Below are 20,224 nucleotides of genomic sequence, written 5' to 3' on the forward strand. Positions count from 1 at the left end.
CTATACATGAACCGGTCCATGGGGCAGCGGCATGCTGCACTGCAAGCACCTGATGCTCGCGGGGAGGCTTGAGGTGGGCAAGACCCTAGTCTTTCAAAATGAGCGCATCGGGCGCAAACAGATCCGGGCTTTACTGGCGCTTCTCGTCGGCCTCGAGGATTTTGCACCCGGGCGTGCGGTAGCCAGGATAGGCCAGGGAGACGAGGCATTGTTCGTCAAACGCTATCGACGCTCCATGAAGCCCTGGTGGAAGCGGATCCTGCGCCGGCCCTATCAGTCTCCGCTGCGCAATGAGGCGATGCTGCTCGCCAGGCTGCAAGCGCTTGGTTTTCCAGCGCCTGAGCCGCTGCTGTACACCGAGTCCCGGCATCCGCGGTTTCATCAAAGCCTGCTGCTCACGCGCTTCTTGCCAGGCGTGCCGCTGGCTACCCTGACGGGGGAGGCATTGCTGCGAGGTGCGCACCAGGCGCTGAGCCTGCTTGCCCAGTTGCATGCCCATGGGATTGCCCACGGCGACTGTAACCCATACAACTTTCTGGTGGCCGAGCAGGCTTATCTTCTGGATTTCGAGCGGGCGGATGATTTCAACCGGGAAGCTGCCATCGACGACTTCAAGAAGATCATGCTGCGCCTGCGTGACCTGGGGCTGAGTGACGAGGTGCTCGAAGCGCTTGCCGCAGGCTACGCTTCAGCGACCGATTCGCCTGTGCTCGATGCCAGGGCGGTACTGGCCGAGCTGCAGGGGTTGAGTGTGGTTCGCAAGCCAACGCGTTGGCGGCCACCCCAGCAGTTGCAAGGCTCACTCTGAGCAGCAAGCCGGCAGCCAGGTATTTTGCGGTGCGTGGCTCACCAGCTTTCAGGCGCATTTGGTTGCGTGGTGCCTGATGGTACAATCGCCGGCTTAATCCTAGAGCCAGCATCTTATGCCTGATTCAAGCGCCAAATCGCCTTCGATCTCCAGCTTCAAGTTGTACATGCGGCTGTTGAGCTACATGAGGCGTTACTGGTTCATGTTCGGCGTCAGCATGATCGGTTACATCATCTTCGCCTCGACTCAGCCGATGCTCGCCGGGCTGCTCAAGTACTTTGTCGACGGCCTTGCCGCCCCCGAAGCCGGCATGGTCGAGTTGCCGCTGCTGGGCAGCATGCAGCTGCTCTATGGTGTGCCGCTGGCGTTGTTGCTGATCACCATCTGGCAAGGCATAGGCTCATTTCTCGGCGGCTATTACCTTGCCCGGGTGTCGCTGGGGTTGGTGCAGGACTTGCGCATCGCGCTTTTCAATAACCTGCTGACACTGCCCAACCGCTATTTCGACAACCACTCCACGGGCTACCTGATTTCCCGCATCACCTACAATGTCGGGTCGGTTACCGGGGCGGCCACGGATGCCTTGAAGGTCATGGTGCGTGAAGGCCTGACGGTGGTTTTCCTGTTCGGTTATCTGCTGTGGATGAACTGGAAACTGACCATGGTGATGGTGGCGATCCTGCCGCTCATTGCCCTGATGGTTAAGAGCGCGAGCAAGAAATTCCGCAGCCAGAGCCGCAAGATCCAGAGCGCCATGGGCGAATTGACCCATGTGTCTTCCGAGACCATCCAGAACTACCGCGTGGTGCGCAGCTTCGGTGGCGAGCGCTACGAGCGTGAGCGCTTCTACGAGGCGAGCGAGGACAGCACCCGCAAGCAGCTGCGCATGACCCGTACCAGTGCGATCTACACACCCAGCCTGCAACTGGTGAACTACGCCGCCATGGCGTTCCTGATGTTCCTGGTGCTGTTCCTGCGCGGTGATGCCAGCGTGGGTGATCTGGTGGCCTACATCACTGCGGCAGGGCTTCTGCCCAAGCCGATTCGCCAGCTTTCGGAGGTCAGCTCGACCATCCAGAAAGGGCTTGCCGGCGCCGAGAGTATCTTCGAGCAGCTGGACGAAGTGACGGAGCCTGATAACGGCACGATCGAGAAAGAGCGGGTCAGTGGTGCGCTGGAGGTCAAGCACCTGAGTTTTGTTTACCCCGGGACCGAGAAAATCGTCCTGCAGGACATCAGCTTCACCGTCGAGCCGGGACAGATGGTGGCCCTGGTCGGCCGTTCGGGCAGTGGCAAGTCGACCCTGGCCAACCTGATCCCGCGTTTTTATCAGCATGATCAGGGTCAGATTCTGCTCGATGGCACACCGATCGAAGACTATCGCGTCGAGAACCTGAGAAAACATATCGCGCTGGTCACCCAGCAGGTTTCGCTGTTCAACGACAGCGTCATGAACAACATCGCCTACGGCGACCTTCGTAACCTGCCGCGCGAGGCGGTCGAGCAGGCCGCCGAAGCCGCTTATGCCCGCGAATTCATCGATCTGCTGCCCCAGGGCTTCGAAACCCGGGTAGGCGAGAACGGCGTCATGCTGTCGGGCGGCCAGCGTCAGCGCCTGGCGATTGCCCGGGCATTGCTCAAGAGCGCGCCCGTGCTGATTCTGGATGAGGCGACCTCGGCCCTGGATACCGAGTCCGAGCGCTATATCCAGGCGGCGCTGGACAAGGTGATGGAGGGGCGCACGACGCTGGTCATCGCACATCGCCTGTCGACCATCGAGAAAGCCGATCTGATCCTGGTCATGGATAAGGGGCACATTGTCGAACGCGGTACTCACGAGTCGCTACTGGCGCAAAACGGTTACTACGCCCGATTGCACGCCATGGGGCTCGAGGATGAGCCGCAAGAGCAAGAGCAAGAGCAAGAGCAGTCCGAGTCCTGAGCTCGGCTTGGGCACTGAAGGAACAGCCCGTGGCGTTCCGAATGAGCGGATGCGCTCCGGCGAAGGTTTGCAGTACTTGATCATGGACGATTGTGGATTATGCGGGAGTTCTGATGGCCGAGGTTTTAACGCACGCTGATACCCATCTATCGGTGGTGCCGGCTGATTGTCGGATCGCATTGGTGCCTTCCATGGGGCTCGGTGATGGATGCATTTACCTGGTGCTGGCGGCCAACCTGGCGCGTGCGGGCTATCAGGTAACGGTGTTGAGCAACCACTTCGGGGCGCTCGACGACTGGTTGCCGCTGTTCGAGGCTCGACCGCTGCCGGCGCCTGCGGAAACCTTTGCGGTGCTCGACGACTTCGATCTGGTCATCTCCGACCTGGGCAGCATGTTGACTCGCCATGCCGAGGCTGCCGAGGTGCTGGCCAGGCGCTATGTTTTCGTGGGTACGCTGAAAGTCGATTCACGCTTCGTGCAGGAACCGGCGGCCGATAGCCTGGCGCGGCTGCCTGTGCAAAAGGCTCGCCTTCTCGCGCCCCTGGCTGCAGCCGCCGGGCCGTTGCGCTGCCTGCCGGATGACAGTGTCAGCATGGTCGAGCAGGCCGTCGCCTTTTGCCGCACCCGTTTGGGGCTGGCCGAGGCCCGCAGCGATATCGGGCTGCAGATGCCTTGCACACTCCAGCACCGCCGCCACGCAAAGCGGGTGATGCTGCACCCGCTTTCATACAACGTGAAAAAGAACTGGCCGGCGCACAAGTACCTGGCCTTGGCCAGGCGCCTGCGGGCAGCGGGGTATCAGCCGCAGTTCGTGCTGTCACCCAAGGAACGCTGTGACCATCTCGAGGTGTTCGCGTCCGAGTTCGAGGTTCCCGAGTTTGCAGATGCCAAGGCCTTGGCTGCCTACCTGTACGAGTCCGGTTATGTGATTGGTAACGACTCGGGGGTTGGCCATCTTGCCTCGGCGTTGGGTGTGCCGGTGCTGACCCTGTACCGCAAGCGACGCGATGGTTTTTGCTGGCGTCCCGGCTGGGGGGCCTGCCAGGTCGTGCGCCCGATCCTGTCGCTTAATTTCATGCGTGATCAATGGGCGATGTTCATGAGCGTCAATCGGGTGGCCAGGGGTTTCCAGGGTTTGATTCAAAAGGTCGGAGGGGACCAATAATGAGTGGGTCTACCGCGATCACCATCGTCATTCCGGCGTACAACTATGCCAAGACACTGGGGCGCACCGTTCGCTCAGTCGTGCCGCAGATGAATGATGACGACGAGTTGCTGATCATCGATGACGGCTCCAAGGATCACACGCCGCAAGTCATCGAGGCGCTGAAAGTCGAATTCCCCGGTCGCTTCACGGCGTTGCGCAAGGACAACGGTGGCCTGGCCTCGGTGCGCAATCTCGGTATTGAAATGGCCCGTCATGACTGGCTGATCTTTCTCGATGCGGATGATGAAATGGCGCCAGACAGCCTGGCCCTGATTCGGACGCATCTGGCGGCAAATGCCGAATCGCGAATGGTCATCGGGGGGCACTGGTCGGTCGATCAGGCGGGGCGACGTCGTCAGCACTCGCCCGACAAGCTGCCGCAGACGCCCATTCAGCGGGTAAAGAGCTATCTGCTCGACAAAACCCTGAGCATTTCCAACGGGGCCTGCGTGATGCACCGTTCGATCTTCCAGGCCGGCAACTATCCCGAGCGTTTTCGCAACGCCGAAGACATTCCGGTATTCGCGCAAACGCTTGCCGCTTACCCGGTTACGCTGCTGCCAGAACCCCTGGCAATGATCCACAAGCACAGCGACAGCCTGCGTCATGATTTTGGCTCAAGCCTGGCGGGCGGGGTTGAACTGGTCGATGAGGTGTTCGGAAGATTGCCCGCAGAGTTGCAGCAATTGCGTGCCGCGTTCTACCAGCAGCGTTGTCTGTCACTATTCCGCAGCGCCTGCCTGGCGGGTGATCCGATTGCCGCCAAGCGGTTCTACTGCCAGGCGGTAACAAGCGACTGGCGCGTGCTCCTCAAATTGTCTTATTTGCGCAAGGCGATCCGCCTGTGGATGGGCCGCCTGGATGGCTAAAACGCTGAAAGTCCTGCAACTGCAGACCCGTTACAACGCCGCGGACACCAACTCTGACCTGGGCGAGCAGATCCTGCAGGGGCTGCCTGCGGAGCGTTTCGAGGTGGTCAATGCCTATCTTGAAGGCCGGCCGGCAGACGATGCCGTGGACCCGCCTGGTCGCCGCCAGGTGTTCTTCGAGTTCAGCGAGAAGGACATGAGTGGTCTGCGCCGCAAGGTGCAGGCGCGCCTGCTGGCGTTCTGCCGGGAGGAAGGTTTCGATGTGGTGTTGCTGCACCGCTTCAAAGCGGTCAATTTGTTCATGCACCTCAACAAGAAGCTGCGCATCGCCCGGTGTATCGGCGTATCCCACGGTTTTGGCGAGTACGACCGCTTCTATCGACGCTGGCAGGCCAGGCGTCTGATCGATGCCTGCTGGCGCTTCGTCGGTGTGTCGCCGGCAGTGGTCGATTACCTGGTGTCGCTGCGCTGTGGTTTCACGAAAGCCAACACGGTGGCAATCACCAACGCGTTGGACATCGATCTGGCCGAGTCCCTGCAACTGCCGCGAGATGCCGCGCGTCAGGCCTTGGGGTTGCCGATGACGCCAGTGATCATCGGTGCCATCGGGCGTCTGGTTCCGATCAAGGGGCATGCCCATCTGATTCGAGCCTTCGCTGCCGTCAGTCAGGAGTTCCCCCATGCGCACCTGGCTATCATCGGTGGGGGGCGTGAGCAGGACAATCTAGATGCGCTGATCGCCGAGTCCGGTTTGCAGGAACGCGTACACCTGTGCGGTACCCAGCCCGATGCCATGCGCTATGTGCGGGCCTTCGACATCTTCGCCATGCCATCGCTGCAGGAGGGCCTCGGGCTCGCCCTGCTCGAGGGCATGAGCGGCCGCTTGCCGGTGATGGGGTCGGACATCCCGGCAATGCGCCCACTTTTGCAGGGCGCTGGCGGGCGGCTGTTCAGGCCGGGCGACGTGGCGTCGCTGACCGAGCAGCTGCGTGCCGGCCTGGCCGATAGCGAGGCCGAGCGCGTCGCGCAGGGCGAGCGGGCCTACCGCTATCTCAGGCGCGAGCACGATATCGATGATTTCCGCCGCAAATACCGTGAGCTGATCGAAGGTGATCAGCCGCTGACAGGATCGTCTTCATGACCGATAGCACCAACCCGCTGCCTCTGGTATCGGTACTGATCTCCTCCTACAACCACGCTGACTTCGTCGAGGCCAGCATCCGTAGCGTGTACGCGCAGAGCTATCCCAATATCGAGCTGCTGGTGGTCGATGATGGTTCCCGGGACGGCAGTGTCGAGCTGATTCAACAGCTGCAGGCGGAGCTCGGGTTCGACTTCGTGGCGCAGGCGAACAAGGGGTTGTGCACCACACTCAACGAGATGATCGCTCGCAGCAAAGGCCGCTATATAGCGCCGCTGGGCTCCGATGACGTGATGCTGCCCGAGCGTTTTTCCTTGCAGATCCCGTTCATGGAACAGCATCCGGAAACGGCGATCTGCGCGGGCGGCATCGTGCTTATCGATGGCGATGGCCAGCCCCTGCCCGACAAGAAGCAGCGTCATCGCCCGGCTCGGCGTCTCGATTTCGATGACCTGTTCATGGATCGCAAACCGGGCCCGCCGGCGCCAACCCTGCTGTTTCGCCGGGAAGCGCTCGAAGAGGTGGGTGGCTTCGATCCGACCATCCGCATCGAGGACTACTTCGTGGAGCTGCGCATCGCGCGGGCCGGCTATTTCGTCGACATCCTCGAGGAACCGCTGGCCCTCTACCGTGTGCACGGCAGCAACACCTACAAGAACCGCCGCCTGATGATCGACACCGAGCTGGCCATCTATCAGCGCTTCAGCGATCACCCTGGCTACGAGGCGACGCGCTTGCGTTACCTGAACGCCATGTTCGCCAAGGTGGCCAATGAGGACAGGGTACTGGCTGGTGAACTGCTTGCGCAGATCCCATGGCGTTCGCGCAACCTGAAGACCCTCAAAGGGCTTTGGCGCTATTGGCTCAAGCGTTAGCGGATGCTGCCCGCAGCAGTTTCACCAGTGTATGGCGGGCTGCTGGGGGTGGCGCTTATTGGCTCTTCAACCACCTTTTCAGGTCGCGCGTGAAACGCTCGGCTTCAGGCCGGCTGGCACTGTCTGCATAGCCTTCCAGCCAGCTATCCAGGTGCTGTTGTGTCAACCAGGCGATGTCTTCGCCATAGCGCAGGATATGCTGCAGGTTGCGGCGCCTTTTCCACGGCGCAAGCGGACGGCTCTCAAGTTTCATGTCCGACAGGTCGATCAGCCCGAAGCTGCCGTCCGGCAGTAGCAACACGTTGCCCAGGTGCAGTGAGCGGAAGTACACCCCACGTTGGTGCAGTTCACCGAGAAAGGTCCCGAACTGTTTCACCAGCGCTGCGCGTGGCTGTGCATCGAGCTGGCGCAGCCTGTTGCGCAAGGTGTCGCCTGGCAGCGGCTGATAGCGTACAGCGCTCAGGCGCCGCTCACTGATCATCAGCACTTCCAGCACGGTAGGCGCGGTGATGCCCAGGTGCAGCAGGCCTCGGGCATTGTCAGCAAAACGTTGTGCCGGCAAATCCCAGAGGTCGGAAGACAGCAATCGCTTGCGGCGGTACAACTTGAGGAAATCGCCATCGCCAAGCCGGGCCACTTTGACGCCCAGGCCATCTTCTTCGATGGTTTTGGCGCCCTGCAACAGGGCATCCAGCTGTGCCGCATCGATACGCTTCATGTGCGGGCCTGCCGATAGCGGATGGAGAGAGCGCCCAGCAGTGCCAGGGGAATCCAGATCAGAAACCAGCTTTCGTTGGGGCGCGATAGGTAGTTGCCACCCTCGGTCAGCCCTGCACATACCCCGTAGATCAGCAGTGCCGAGGCAATTTGAAATTGCGGCACGGTGCGTAGGCGCAGGCAGCGAACCAGGGCGAAGCCGTACATGATGAGCCATACACCAAGGCCAACCATGCCCAACTCGAGAAGCACGGCCAGCTCGACGTTGTGCGGATCGTATAGCAGGCGGCCAACGGCGGGGATATCGAACGTGAACTTGCTTTCATAGCCGGCGCCTAGCCAAAAGTGCTGGCCAGCCTGGCGCCAGGCATCGTTCCACAGTTCTGGGCGAAAGGACATGCCGCGCTGCAGGATGATTTCCGGCGCGACAAGATAGGCAGCGCAGGCGCCGAGCAGCAGGGCGGTAACCAGATACACGGCCCGCCTACCACTCATCAACAGCATCCAGACACTGGTCAGGGCCAATCCCATCAGCGGCGTTCGCGAGCCGGTGGCCAGTAGCGCCGCCAGCAAGGGAAGTGTCATCAGCACCGGTAGCCAGTCATGACGTTCGCTGCGCGACAACCAGGTCGCGATCCAGTAGGTGCACAGAAAGCCGACAACGTGGGAGGTCAGCAACGGGTTTCGCAGCGCACCGGCTCCGATCATTCGCGCCCCTGGCGCCGCGGTGTACATGAACCAGGCGACGTTGAGCAGGGCGGCCAGCGCGCCGATAGCGGCACCGATGCGCAAGGTTTTCAGCAGCAGCTGTTCATCGCGCAGAGCGATCAGTGCGCAGCCAACGAACAGCATGAAAACATACAGCGGGCGCTTGGCCAGGCTGCCAAAGTCATTGTCCGCGCGGCTCCAGCCCATGCTGATGAGCAGCCAGGCAGTCAATGCCAGAAAGCACAACACCACCGGTTCCCGCAGCAGCGGCTTGATCTGCTGGGGCATGAGCAGCACGCCCAGCAGGGCCGGCGCTGCGATCAGCGCGTAATAGAACTTGGTGTACTGGCTGCCATCGGGAATCCAGAACATGCCGGTAAGCAGGACCAGATAACCGACTACCAGCCAGCGTGTGACGATGAAGGTGTATAGGCGCGGGCGAATGGCCTCGGGCTGTGAAGGGAGTAGCTGCACCAGAGATCCTAGAGGCATCGGCAAAGGGGCGTATCTTAAAGCATCCTCCGGCAGTCGGCAGCGACCGCGTGATAAGCTTGGCAACCTTTTTACCCGAGCCGAATGCCCGATGTTCAACCCGTTACAACGCTGGCGTGAGCGAGGCTGGCAGCCGATAAGCGCCGACCTTTATGCACAGGTCTGGGCGCGTTTCGGCGGCAGCGTCATGACCCACCCTGAGGTCGTGTCGCGACTGTCGGCGCTGGCAGGTGTTTCCGTGCGCTACCTGGGTTGGCCACAACAGGGGGAGTTGCAGGCTGCGATTCCGCTCTGGGGTAATGCGCTGGCGCTTTCTCGTGACGTGCTCAAGCGCATGGGGCAGCGAGACCTCTTCGATCTAGGCAATGCCGAGGTGATACTGCCGATCGCGCCGGGCGCGATGGTGCCGGTTCGACAGCGTGTGCGTTATGTGTCCGCGTTGAATGAAGGGGCAATATCGACGCTGCGCAAGCAGGCAGACGAGCTGGCGCTGGCCCGGCAGCCCGAGGAGTACGGCAAGAAATTTCGCTACAACCAGCGCCGTGAGCTGCGCATGCTGGAAGAAGTTGGTGGCGAGATTCTGCCGGTTTCCAGCCTGTCAGCCCAGGCACTGGCGGCCATCTACACCGAACTGTTCGAAAAGCGCTGGGGCTTCGACGTGCCTGGCAAGCAGCATCTGGTCGAGGTGTTCGAAGCGCTGAGCGAGTTTCTCTGGGGCGTTTATCTGCAGCTCGATGGCAAGCCTGTAGCCGTTCAGGTTCTGTACAGGGTCGAATCGCCAGACTGGATCAGCATCGAATATATCAACGGTGGAGTCGATCCGGCCTCTCGTGATTTCAGCCCCGGTAGTGTGCTCAGCTTTATCAATACCCAGTCCGCATGGGAAGATGCGCGCGCGCGAGGCAAGCCGCTGCGCTACTCGTTTGGCAGAGCGGATGTCGAATACAAGGATCGTTGGTGTAATCGCCAACCTGTTTTTCGGGTGTAGTTGAATGGAAGCACGCAAGCAGCGATTGGTACGCCGGCACCGGCGTAACAAGCGCATTCTCATGGTCGTGGCACTGCCTATTCTGGTGGCGCTTGACTGGTTCGGTTCGTGGGGAACAGCCCCGGTCGTCTTGCTACTGGCATGGATTGCCCACGAAGCCTGGTTTTCCGACCACCTCTTCTACTCGCCCCGTGACGATTATCGCCACGCCTTCGCGCCAGATAGCCTCAGCCTTTCGGTGCTGCTCGACCGTAGCGGGCGAATGTCGCCGCACGCGGGCTCCTGGCCTGAGCGTGCCGACACGCTGGTGTTGGCTGTGCATATCCGCAGCAGTTGGTTGGGCCGTTGTCTCGACCCCCATGTACTTATCGGCGAGGGCGAGGACCTCGATCGGCAGGATTTCGAACGCGGCGTCAACGGCGTGCGCTTTCTCAATCTGTCCGGATTCCTGCCATTGCTGCGCAGTGGGCAACTGAAGCTGAAGGGGCGCTTCTGCAAGCTCGGACGCGAGGCAACCCTGTATGGCTTCAGCAATCCGGACTACTCGCGCAGGCGCGTGATGGTACTTGCCCCGCACGCCGACGATGCCGAGCTCGCTGCATTTGGTCTGTATAGCCGCGCCCAGGATGTGTCTATCGTCACCCTGACCCAGGGGGAGATCGAGGCTGACTTCTATCGCCGTCTTGGCCTCAGCGACGCGGCCGCCGCTCGCCTGAAGGGACGGTTGCGCAGTTGGAGCAGCCAGACGGTGCCTTTGTGGGGCGGGGTGGAACCGAGCCGTTGCGTGCAGCTCGGCTATTACTGCATGCAGCTAAGGCAAATGGAGGCCGAGCCCGCCGCGGCATTTGCCTCGAGTGAGTCCGGTGACTCGGATATCCGCAGTGTTCGGCGTTTCAATGCGCTAAAACTGCCAGGCGATGTGGATGGCGCGCCGACCTGGAATAACCTGACTGCCGATCTTGCCGCACTGTTGAGGCATTTCAAGCCTGAAGTCGTTGTGCTTCCTCATCCCGAGCTCGATCCACACCCTGACCATATCCAGACGGGCCGCGCGTTGCGTCAGGCCATCGAACAAAGTGGCTGGCAGCCTGATGTGCAGCTGCTGTACGCCAACCATCTGGCTGACAACGACCGTTGGCCAATGGGGCCAGCGGGTAATGGTGTGGCACTGCCACCTTGTATCGAGCCGTTGCCGGCAGACCAGCTGTGGTGTTTGCAGCTCGACGATCACGTGCTGCTCGACAAGAGCCAGGCACTGGCGATGCAGCACGATCTGCAAACGCCGCTACCGTTCAAGAAGCGTCTGCGCCGCTTCATTCAATGGTGCCTGGCCGCGCGCCGCTGGCCGCAAGCGGGTGAGGATGAGTTCTTCCGCAAGGCCGTGCGCCGCCATGAGCTGTTTTGGGTTCGCCCCTTCGACCGCTGAATCGCACTGAAGCGCGCAGCGACAGTGCGCAATAGCTGATGTGCTATTCTCCGCGACGATTTTGCAATTCCGGAGTTTCCGCATGAAGTTATCCATGCCCCGTTTCGATCAGGCACCCGTCTTGGTGGTGGGTGATGTCATGCTCGATCGGTATTGGCACGGCGCTACCTCGCGCATATCGCCCGAGGCTCCGGTGCCGGTGGTCAAGGTCGAGCAGATCGAGGATCGCCCCGGCGGTGCGGCCAATGTCGCGCTGAATATCGCCGCGCTCGGAGCCCCTGCCGTACTGGTGGGTGTCACCGGTGAAGACGAGGCTGCACAGAGTTTGCAGCAGAGCCTGGAAGCCATTGGCGTGAAGACCTACTTCCAGCGCATCGAAGACCAGCCGACCATCGTCAAGCTGCGGATCATGAGCCGTCACCAGCAGCTGTTGCGTGTGGATTTCGAAGAACCGTTCAACACTGATGCCGAGGCGCTGGCGCGGCAGGTCGAGCAACTGCTCGATCAGGTCAAGGTGCTGGTGCTGTCCGATTACGGCAAAGGTGTCCTGCAGAACCATCAGGTGCTGATCAAGGCGGCCCGGGCCCGCGGTATTCCGGTGTTGGCCGACCCGAAAGGCAAGGATTTCTCCATCTACCGGGGCGCCAGCCTGATCACCCCGAACCTCAGCGAGTTCGAGCTGATCGTTGGCCGTTGCGAGGACGAAGCCGAGCTGGTCAGCCGCGGTGCGCGCCTGATGCGTGAGCTCGATCTGGGTGCGCTGCTGGTCACCCGTGGCGAGCATGGCATGACGCTGTTGCGACCGGATCACGCTCCCCTGCACCTGCCGGCGCGGGCGCGCGAGGTGTTCGATGTGACCGGTGCGGGCGATACGGTGATCTCCACCCTGGCCGCTTCCATCGCCGCGGGCGAGGATCTGCCCCAGGCCGTGGCGCTGGCCAATCTGGCGGCCGGTATCGTGGTGGGCAAGTTGGGTACGGCAGCCATCAGCACGCCTGAGCTGCGCCGTGCCGTGCAGCGCGAGGAGGGCTCGGAGCGCGGTGTGCTGAGCCTGGAGCAGCTGCTGCTGGCCACCGAAGATGCCCGTGCCCATGGCGAGAAGATCGTCTTCACCAACGGCTGCTTCGACATCCTGCATGCCGGCCACGTGACCTACCTCGAGCAGGCGCGTGCCCAAGGCGACCGTTTGATCGTGGCGATCAATGACGACGCTTCGGTCAGCCGCCTCAAGGGCCCGGGGCGGCCGATCAATGCCGTGGACCGCCGCATGGCGGTGCTGGCCGGCCTCGGCGCCGTGGACTGGGTGGTGAGTTTCAGCGAGGACACGCCCGAGCGCCTGCTCAAGCAGGTGCAGCCCGATGTGCTGGTCAAGGGCGGCGACTACGGCATCGACCAGGTGGTCGGCGCCGACATCGTGCTGGCCTACGGTGGCGAAGTGCGGGTGCTGGGGCTGGTCGAGAACAGCTCGACCACGGCCATCGTCGAGAAGATCCGCAGTCGCTGATGCAGCAAACAGAACCCCGCCACCTGGCGGGGTTTTGTTTTGCCGCGACTGCGGTAATCAGACCGCTGTTGCAGTATCCAGGCGAATCTGAGGGGAGCGCGCAGGGGCGCTGCTGAAAGCGCTGCCATCGGGTTTTTCCGCTTTTGGCGCCAGGTTCAGCAGCGCCAGCCAATCCTTCCAGCGAATGCGTTCATCGCGAACCAGCCAGCCGTCCTGGGCGGCAAAGCTTTCCGCCAGCCACAGGCCGCGGGTGCTGGCCGGTACCAATTGGCCCTGGCGCAGGGTCAGCAGTTCGGCGGTTGGGCGGCCTTCTTCCAGCGGAATCAGATAAAGATCCGGGCGGCTGTGATCCAGGCGCGTGATCAGCTTGCCGTTCTCCAGGTGCTCGTCGACGTGCAGCAGGCTGGCTTGCTTGGCTTCCCTGGGCAAATCCAGGCGCAGGTCGTAGACCAGCTGCAGCGAGGCGGTTGGCACGTGCACGTAGGCCCGTGGGCGTTCCAGCAGGGTCAGGTTGCCGCATTGCACCGGGCGCGCCGCGCCGGACAGCGGGCTGAGTCGGAAATGAATGTCTTCCCGGTACTTGAGCGCGCCCTCGTAGGGCGCCGGCAGCCAGGTGTCGCCGAAGCGGCCGTACAGCCAGCCCTCGCTGGTTTCCAGCAGGCACTCTTCGGCCACTTCCTGGATGGCGGTCAACAGCGGCAGGTTGAGTTCGTGGGCCGGCACGTAGCCGGAGATCAGCTTGAGCACCACGTCGCCACGATCATGGCGGCGCTGGCGCACCAGCAGCCAGTATTCGCGGCCTTGCCAGTTCAGGGTCAGGCGTACCGAGACGCCGAGGTTGGCCAGCTCCACGGCGAAGCGCTGGCTGTCGGGGAGTTCGACGGGCTTGCGCCGTTCGAGCATCTCGCTGAAATTCAGCGGGCGGCCCAGGCTCTGGTAGGCGATGCCGTCAGGCGTTGCCTCGACATGAAGCGGCAGGGTCTTGAAGGTGGCGGGGTTCTTGCGGGAAATGATGCGCGGCATGTCGGCTCCTTCTTGCGTCGGGGTCGGCCGCCTGGGCGGCATTAACGGCGTGCGCGGCACGCCTGTCCATCACTCTGCTGATCCTGTGTTACCACTTTTAGTGCCGACAATAACCTCGGCAGCCACGGCCACGTTGTGCGCCAGGTGCAGCGGGTTGATGGTGCCGACGATGGCGCTGCCCACGCCGGGGTGAGCGAAGATCAGCTCGAAGCTGGCGCGTACCGGGTCGATGCCGCTGTCCAGGCAGACGTGACCACTGGCCAGGGCTTTCTTGATCAGCACGCCTTTGGCGTGCCTGGCAGCATAGTCCAATACCGGGCGCTCCTGCTGCTCGCCAAGATTGTAAGTGACCATGGCGCAATCGCCGCGCTCGAGGGCCAGCAGGCCGCCTTCGACCGTCTTGCCGGAGAAACCGAAGCCGCGAATCAGCCCGGCCTGCTTGAGTTCGGCCAGGGTCTGGTAGACGTCTTCCTCGCGCAGAATCGACAGGTCGTCGCCGTTGGAGTGCACCAGAACCAGGTCGATATAGTCCGTTTCCAGACGTTTCAGGCTGCGCTCCACCGAGCGGCGAGTGTGGGCGGCGGAAAAGTCGAAGTGCGACAGGCCGTTGTCGAACTCCTCACCGACCTTGCTGACGATCACCCAGTCCTGGCGCTGGCCGCGCAGCAGCGGGCCGAGGCGCTCCTCGCTGGTGCCATAGGCGGGCGCGGTGTCGAGCAGGTTGATGCCAAGTTCCCGAGCGAGGCCGAGCAGCTGCAGCGCCTGCTGGTCATCGGGGATGGTGAAGCCACTGGGGTACTTGACGCCCTGGTCGCGGCCCAGCTTGACGGTGCCCAGGCCGAGCGGGGAAACGCTCAGGCCGGTGGAGCCCAGGGGGCGGTGCAACTCGTGCAGATCACGCATCAGAACGCCGCCTCCCACGCGGTGCGGCCAACGACCGGGCGTGGCAGCTCGGGCAGGGCAGGGTGAGCTGCCGGGCGAATGCCGTCGCGCTCGAGGTGGCTGAGTACGCGATCGGCGAAGTCCGGCGCCAAGGCCAGCTTGGTCGGCCAGCCGACCAGCAGGGCGCCCTGGTCGCTGAGAAAGGCATTGTCGGGGCGCACCAGGCCGCTTTGCGCGGGTTCCGCGCGCTCGACGCGCAAGGTCGCCCACTGCGCTGTGGACAAGTCGATCCATGGCAGCAATTGGCTGAGCTCCTTGCGCGCCGCGTCGATCTGCGCGGCTTCGTCGCGCGCCACGCCGTCGGCTTCGGCCAGGTCGCCACCGAGGTACCAGACCCACTCGCCATCGGCGCTCGGGTGGCTGGTCACGGTGATCCGCGGCTTGGGCCCGCCGCCCAGGCAATGGGCGTACAGCGGCTTCAGGCTGGGGCCCTTGACCATCACCATATGCAGCGGGCGAAGCTGCTGGGCCGGTTGGGGAACGTCGAGGCTGGCCAGCAGGTCCGCATTGCCGCGGCCGGCGCTGAGCACGATGCGTTGGGCGCGGATCTCGCGACCGTCAACGCGCAGGCCAACCAGTTGGCCGTTTTCGTGCAGCGGTTGGATGTCGTCGGCAGCCAGCAGGCTGTCACCGGCAAGCTCGGCCAGGCGGGCGATCAGGCTGGGTACGTCGACCACCAGTTCGGCCAGGCGGTAGACCTTGCCCTTGAATTTCGGGTTCTGCAGGGCGGGCGGTAGCTGCTCGCCCTTGACCTGGTCGACGCGGCCGCGCACCGCCTTGCTGGCGAAGAAGCTGGTCAGGTTGCCGGCCAGGGTGCCGGGCGACCACAGGTAGTGAGCATCGGAAAGCAGGCGCACGCCGGACAGATCCAGCTCGCCGCTGCCATCCAGGGCTTCGCGCCAGCGTCGTGGCATGTCCGCGATGGCTTCCGAGGCGCCGCTCAGGGCGCCGTGCAGGGCGTACTTGGCGCCGCCGTGGATGATGCCCTGGGATTTGACGCTCTGACCGCCGCCCAGGCTTTCGCGCTCCACCAGCAGCGTGGCGTAGCCCTTGGCGCGCAGGCGCGCATTCAGCCACAGGCCGGCGACACCGCCGCCGACGATCAGGACGTCTGTGCTCAGAGTTGGGGACATGCGGGCGCCTCTCAGAAAAACAGCTGCGCAGTATAACGCTCAGTGGCCGGTGACGCGGGAGAACAGCTGGATCACCACCACGCCGCTGACGATCAGTCCCATGCCCAGCACGGCGGGCAGGTCGGGCTTCTGGTCGTAGACGAACATCGCCGCGATGCTCACCAGCACGATGCCCAGCCCGGCCCAGATGGCGTAGGCGATACCCACGGGAATGGTGCGTACGACCAGGATCAGCATCCAGAACGCGATGCTGTAACCGACGATCACCAGCAACAGTGGCAGCGGTTTGTTGAGCCCGTCGACCGCCTTCATGGAGGTGGTTGCGATCACTTCCGCGGCAATCGCCAGGGCGAGATAGAGATAACCATTCATCGGCAACACTCCTCTTGACAGGCCTGCGATTTTACCGCCGCCCGTTGTTAGGTAAACTGATTACCTATCTGCATGGGAGATAGGTTGTGCGCTGGAGTCTTGAGCAATTGGACGTCTTCGTGGCCGTGGCCGAAGGCCGTTCGTTTTCCGCCGTGGCCCGGCGGCTCGGTCGTGTGCAGTCCGCGGTCAGCACGGCGGTGGCGACGCTGGAGGACGATCTTGGCGTGCGCCTGTTCGAGCGCAGCAGTGGTCGTCAGCCAAGGCTGACCGACGCCGGGCTGGCCTTGCTGGAAGAAGCCCGCGAGTTGCTGCGCCAGTGCGAGCGCCTGGAGGGGCGCGCGCTTGGCCTGGCCAAGGGCGAAGAAGCCTGCCTGCGGCTGGCCCAGGACGAGGCCCTGCCGCTGCCGCCCGTGCTCGACAGTCTCGAAGCGCTGGCGCGCGCCTTTCCAGGGGTGGAGGTGCAGATGACCAGTGGTGGGCAGGGCGTGGTGGCGCGCCAGCTTATCGAGCGGCGGGCCGACCTTGGTCTGTTGTTCCACCATGAGGGTATGCCGGCGGAGCTCGAGCGCCGGCGCCTGGGCGTGGTGGAAATGGTCATGGTCTGCGGCGCCGCTCATCCGCTGGCCCAGGCCGGCCCGGTCGGGCGTCGCGAACTGGCGCGCCACCGCCAACTGCTGATCACCCTGCAGGACACCCAGTACCCCGGCAACGAACGAATCAGCCCATCGGCCTGGCATGCGGACAGCTTCTACTCGATGGCCGAGCTGCTGATGCGCAATCTGGGCTGGGCCTGCCTGCCAAGGCATGTAGCCCAATACCCGACCTACCAGGGGCACCTGGTGGAGCTGCGCAGTGACTGGATCGCGCCACCGTTGCCGCTGGAGCTGGTGTTTCGCCGCGATGAAGCGCTGGGGCCGGCCGCCCAATGGTTGGCCGGCTCGCTGGCCGAACGCCTGCAAGTGCTCAAGACATGAGCGCCGGCTCATGGCGCGACTTGTGCTGCCCTGCCGGCATCCCTAAGCTTCGCCGCCATGAATCGACATCTCTATAGCCTGCTGTTTCACCTCTGCCTGCCGCTGATCGGCCTGCGTCTGGCCTGGCGTGCCTGGCGCGCGCCTGCCTACAGCAAGCGCGTTGGCGAGCGCTTTGCGCTGCTGCCGCCACTGCGCCCCGGCGGCATCTGGGTGCATGCCGTGTCGGTGGGTGAAAGCATCGCCGCCGCGCCGTTGGTGCGCGAGCTGCTGGCGCGCTACCCGGACCTGCCGATCACCCTGACCTGCATGACGCCCACCGGCTCCGAGCGCATTCGCGCGTTGTTTCCCGAAGCGCAGTTCGCCGGCCGGGTGCAGCACTGCTATCTGCCCTATGACCTGCCCTGGGCTGCGGCGCGTTTTCTCAAAAAGGTGCGGCCGAAGCTGGCGGTAATCATGGAGACCGAGCTGTGGCCCAACTATATCCACCAGTGCGCCCTTCGCGGCATCCCGGTGGCGCTGGCCAATGGGCGGCTCTCCGCGCGCTCGGCCAGAGGCTATGGGCGCTTCGCCAAACTGACGGCGCCGATGCTTGCCGAGTTGGATCTGCTCGCGGTGCAGAGCCAGGTCGAGGCTGAGCGCTTTATCGACCTGGGTGCGCGGCCCGCCGCTGTTGAAGTTACCGGTTCGATCAAGTTCGATCAGCAGGTGGATGCCGAAGTGAGTGCCCGTGCCACGGCACTGCGCGGGCAATGGCAGGCGCAGCAGCGGCCCGTGTGGATTGCCGCCAGCACCCGCGAAGGTGAGGACGCGCTGGTGATCCAGGCGCACCAGCAACTGCTCGCCAGCCAGCCGGATGCCTTGCTGATCCTGGTGCCGCGCCACCTGGAGCGTTTCGACACGGCCGCGGCGCAGTTGCGTGAAGCAGGGCTGGCCTTCGTGCGGCGCTCGTCAGGCGAGGCGGTTGGCCCCGGGGTGCAGGTGCTGCTCGGCGACAGCATGGGCGAGCTGATGTTTCTGTATGCCCTGGCCGATATCGCCTTTGTCGGCGGCAGCCTGGTCGAGACCGGTGGCCATAACCCGCTGGAGCCTATCGCGCTGGGGCTGCCGGTGATCATGGGGCCGCACCGTTTCAACTTCCTGGAAATCACCGCGCAACTGCTCGAGCACGGTGCGCTCTGCGAAGTGGCGGATGCCCAGGCGTTAGGTACGCAGGTGGCAGCGCTGCTCAGTGAGCCCGCGCGTGCGGCGGCCATGCGCGAGACGGGGCTGGCGGTACTCAAGGCCAATCAGGGCGCGTTGAAGCGTCTGCTGGATGGGTTGGGACGGTTGCTAGTCTAATCCTGCCCGGCTAGCTAGCCCCTCCGCTCGGCAGCTAATCGCGGAAGCGGCTCTCGTTGGGGACGGGGCGCGTAGCTCACGCTTCATCCGTCCTTTTCTATCCAAGGATCGCAATGGTGGATGAGAAGAGCGTCGGCTACGCGCCCCGATCCACCCTACGTCTGAATGGCTCGCTTCTGTGGGAGCGGGCGGGGACGCCTAGTCCATGCCCGCGAAAGATCACGGGCATGGCTCGCTCCCACGGATGAAGTATTACTCCGCTGCCGTGTGCGACCCATTGTCCGCCTGCTTACTCGCCCTGCAGCCGCGCTTCGCCCGCCTTGGCGAGATCCGCGGGCAGGAAGTCGCGGTCCGGGTTGTAGTCCGGCTTCAGGTAGGCGCCCAGCGCTTCCAGGTCGGCGGGGCTGAGGGTGCCGGCGGCCTGCTTCAGGCGCAGGTTGTTGAGGATGTAGTCGTAGCGCGCGTCGTTGTAGTTGCGCACGGCGCTGTACAGCTGGCGCTGGGCATCGAGCACGTCGACGATGTTGCGGGTGCCGACCTGGTAACCGATTTCCGTGGCTTCCAGGGCGCTCTGGTTGGAGATGATCGACTGGCGGCGCGCCTGCACGGTTTCCACGTCGGTATTCACCGCGCGATACAGGTTGCGGGTGTTCTGCACCACCTCGCGGCGCAGCCCTTCGCGGCGCTGTTCGGACTGGCTGAGGCGCTGGTAGGCCTCGCGGGCCTGGGAGCTGGTCAGGCCGCCGCTGTACAGCGGGATGTTCAGCTCCAGGCCGATGCTGCGTTGCGACACGTCGCTGCCGTAGTTCTGCCCGGTGTAGTTGGGATTGCTCAGGCCGAAGGCGTCATTGTCGCCGCGCTGGTAGCTGGCCACTGCGTCCAGGGTCGGCGCGTGACCGGCCTTGCGCTGGCGCAGGGTTTCCTCGGCGGCATCCACCGCGAAGTTGCTGGCCTGCAGGTTGAGGTTCTGGGCGGCGGCGGTATTGACCCAGGCAGTGGCGTCATTGGGCATCGGGGTGAGGATCGGCAGGCTGTGCTGGATACCCTCGATGCTGCGGTACTCGCGGTTGGTCAGGGTGACCAGCGCCTGGAAGGCGTCTTCGACCTGGCGCTGGGCAGTGATGCGGTTGGCCCGCGCACTGTCGAAGCCGGCCTGGGCCTGGAGCACGTCGGTCTTGTCCGACAGGCCGACGTCGAAGCGCTCGTTGGCCTGGTCGAGCTGGCGGTTGAAGGCGGCTTCCTCGGCCTTGGTCGAAGCCAGGTTGTCCTGGGCGCGCAGCACCGAGAAGTAGGCTTCGGCGCTTTGCAGGATCAGGTTCTGCTCATTGGCGGACAGCTCCAGCGCGGCCTGCTCGCTGACCGCCTCGGCAGCCTGCAGCTGGAACCAGCGGTCGGCGCGAAACAGTGGCTGGCTGAGGTTGGCCTGGTACACGGTGGCGCTGCGCGACTGGGTGGCGGCGGGTTGTTCCAGGGCCGTGCGGGTGTCGTTGACCCGGGCGCCGGCACTGAGGTTGGGCAGCAGGCCGGCGCGGGCCTGGGGCACGCCCTCGCGGCGGGCCAGGTAGTCGGCGCGGGCAGCGGCCAGATCGGCGTTGTTGGCGGCAGCTTCCTGATACACCGACATCAAATCGGTGCGCACCGACAACGGCGCGGGGTCTGCCCAGGCCGTGGCGGTTGAAGTGGCGGTCACGGCAACGGCCAGGGAAAGTCTGCGCAGCATGTCGGTGGATCCTAGAGGGGCAGTAGCAGGCGAGACTAAGCCCG

General features: G+C 63.6%; 18 protein-coding genes. 11 read left to right on the plus strand and 7 right to left on the minus strand.

What is annotated here, in order from left to right:
* The first annotated feature begins 31 nt into the window (after nt 1–31).
* The 6 genes from QYS36_RS01175 to QYS36_RS01200 all read left to right on the plus strand — a co-directional run bounded on the left by QYS36_RS01175 (nt 32) and on the right by QYS36_RS01200 (nt 6,843).
* The gene (locus QYS36_RS01175; RefSeq protein WP_308837754.1) at nt 32–808 is read left to right on the plus strand and encodes a lipopolysaccharide kinase InaA family protein; all 777 of its coding nucleotides are present in this window, start codon (nt 32–34) and stop codon (nt 806–808) included.
* 115 nt (nt 809–923) lie between these two features.
* Nucleotides 924–2,750 (plus strand): lipid A export permease/ATP-binding protein MsbA, encoded by a 1,827-nt coding sequence (msbA, locus tag QYS36_RS01180; protein ID WP_308837755.1) that lies wholly within the window; start codon nt 924–926, stop codon nt 2,748–2,750.
* A 113-nt stretch (nt 2,751–2,863) separates the two neighbouring features.
* Nucleotides 2,864–3,916 carry a glycosyltransferase family 9 protein gene (locus tag QYS36_RS01185; RefSeq protein WP_308837756.1) on the plus strand — a complete coding sequence of 351 codons (1,053 nt, stop codon included), beginning with the start codon at nt 2,864–2,866 and terminating at the stop codon, nt 3,914–3,916.
* Nucleotides 3,916–4,827: a glycosyltransferase family 2 protein gene (locus QYS36_RS01190; RefSeq protein WP_308837864.1), complete on the plus strand. Its 912-nt coding sequence runs from the start codon at nt 3,916–3,918 to the stop codon at nt 4,825–4,827. Before QYS36_RS01185 ends, QYS36_RS01190 begins: the two co-directional genes overlap by 1 nt.
* The gene (locus tag QYS36_RS01195; RefSeq protein WP_308837757.1) at nt 4,820–5,968 is read left to right on the plus strand and encodes a glycosyltransferase; all 1,149 of its coding nucleotides are present in this window, start codon (nt 4,820–4,822) and stop codon (nt 5,966–5,968) included. The genes QYS36_RS01190 and QYS36_RS01195 overlap by 8 nt, the downstream gene beginning before the upstream one ends.
* A complete protein-coding gene (locus QYS36_RS01200) occupies nt 5,965–6,843 on the plus strand; it encodes a glycosyltransferase (RefSeq protein ID WP_308837758.1) in 879 nt (292 codons plus the stop codon). The genes QYS36_RS01195 and QYS36_RS01200 overlap by 4 nt, the downstream gene beginning before the upstream one ends.
* 55 nt (nt 6,844–6,898) lie before the next feature.
* On the opposite strand, the gene QYS36_RS01205 is transcribed toward QYS36_RS01200, so the two are convergent.
* Nucleotides 6,899–7,561: a lipopolysaccharide kinase InaA family protein gene (locus QYS36_RS01205; protein ID WP_308837759.1), complete on the minus strand. Its 663-nt coding sequence runs from the start codon at nt 7,559–7,561 to the stop codon at nt 6,899–6,901.
* Complete coding sequence (locus QYS36_RS01210) at nt 7,558–8,742, minus strand: O-antigen ligase family protein (protein ID WP_308837760.1); 1,185 nt, start codon at nt 8,740–8,742, stop codon at nt 7,558–7,560. The genes QYS36_RS01205 and QYS36_RS01210 overlap by 4 nt, the downstream gene beginning before the upstream one ends.
* A 109-nt stretch (nt 8,743–8,851) precedes the next feature.
* Between QYS36_RS01210 and QYS36_RS01215 the strand changes: the two genes are divergently transcribed.
* From QYS36_RS01215 to hldE, 3 genes are all read left to right on the plus strand, one after another.
* Nucleotides 8,852–9,748: a GNAT family N-acetyltransferase gene (locus tag QYS36_RS01215; RefSeq protein ID WP_308837761.1), complete on the plus strand. Its 897-nt coding sequence runs from the start codon at nt 8,852–8,854 to the stop codon at nt 9,746–9,748.
* A 4-nt stretch (nt 9,749–9,752) separates the two neighbouring features.
* Complete coding sequence (locus QYS36_RS01220) at nt 9,753–11,174, plus strand: PIG-L family deacetylase (protein ID WP_308837762.1); 1,422 nt, start codon at nt 9,753–9,755, stop codon at nt 11,172–11,174.
* 82 nt (nt 11,175–11,256) lie between these two features.
* Nucleotides 11,257–12,678, plus strand: coding sequence for a bifunctional D-glycero-beta-D-manno-heptose-7-phosphate kinase/D-glycero-beta-D-manno-heptose 1-phosphate adenylyltransferase HldE (gene hldE, locus QYS36_RS01225; RefSeq protein ID WP_308837763.1), 1,422 nt, complete (start codon nt 11,257–11,259; stop codon nt 12,676–12,678).
* Between the two features lie 57 nt (nt 12,679–12,735).
* Here the strand turns inward: hldE and QYS36_RS01230 are convergent, their stop codons facing one another.
* The 4 genes from QYS36_RS01230 to QYS36_RS01245 form a co-directional block, all read right to left on the minus strand.
* Nucleotides 12,736–13,701 (minus strand): metal ABC transporter ATPase, encoded by a 966-nt coding sequence (locus QYS36_RS01230; protein WP_308837764.1) that lies wholly within the window; start codon nt 13,699–13,701, stop codon nt 12,736–12,738.
* A 69-nt stretch (nt 13,702–13,770) separates the two neighbouring features.
* Nucleotides 13,771–14,607, minus strand: coding sequence for an aldo/keto reductase (locus QYS36_RS01235; RefSeq protein ID WP_308837865.1), 837 nt, complete (start codon nt 14,605–14,607; stop codon nt 13,771–13,773).
* Complete coding sequence (locus tag QYS36_RS01240; RefSeq protein WP_308837765.1) at nt 14,604–15,776, minus strand: FAD-dependent oxidoreductase; 1,173 nt, start codon at nt 15,774–15,776, stop codon at nt 14,604–14,606. The genes QYS36_RS01235 and QYS36_RS01240 overlap by 4 nt, the downstream gene beginning before the upstream one ends.
* A gap of 39 nt (nt 15,777–15,815) precedes the next feature.
* Entirely contained in the window at nt 15,816–16,148 is a 333-nt protein-coding gene (locus QYS36_RS01245; RefSeq protein ID WP_073266447.1) for a multidrug efflux SMR transporter, read from the minus strand.
* A gap of 86 nt (nt 16,149–16,234) precedes the next feature.
* On the opposite strand from QYS36_RS01245, the gene QYS36_RS01250 reads away from it, so the two are divergent.
* Complete coding sequence (locus tag QYS36_RS01250) at nt 16,235–17,122, plus strand: LysR family transcriptional regulator (protein ID WP_308837766.1); 888 nt, start codon at nt 16,235–16,237, stop codon at nt 17,120–17,122.
* A 57-nt stretch (nt 17,123–17,179) separates the two neighbouring features.
* Entirely contained in the window at nt 17,180–18,460 is a 1,281-nt protein-coding gene (gene waaA, locus QYS36_RS01255; protein WP_308837767.1) for a lipid IV(A) 3-deoxy-D-manno-octulosonic acid transferase, read from the plus strand.
* 289 nt (nt 18,461–18,749) lie between these two features.
* On the opposite strand, the gene QYS36_RS01260 is transcribed toward waaA, so the two are convergent.
* Nucleotides 18,750–20,180, minus strand: coding sequence for a TolC family outer membrane protein (locus QYS36_RS01260; RefSeq protein ID WP_308837768.1), 1,431 nt, complete (start codon nt 20,178–20,180; stop codon nt 18,750–18,752).
* Nucleotides 20,181–20,224 lie beyond the last annotated feature (44 nt).

This window comes from Pseudomonas sp. G34, assembly GCF_031119625.1.
GTDB lineage: Bacteria > Pseudomonadota > Gammaproteobacteria > Pseudomonadales > Pseudomonadaceae > Aquipseudomonas.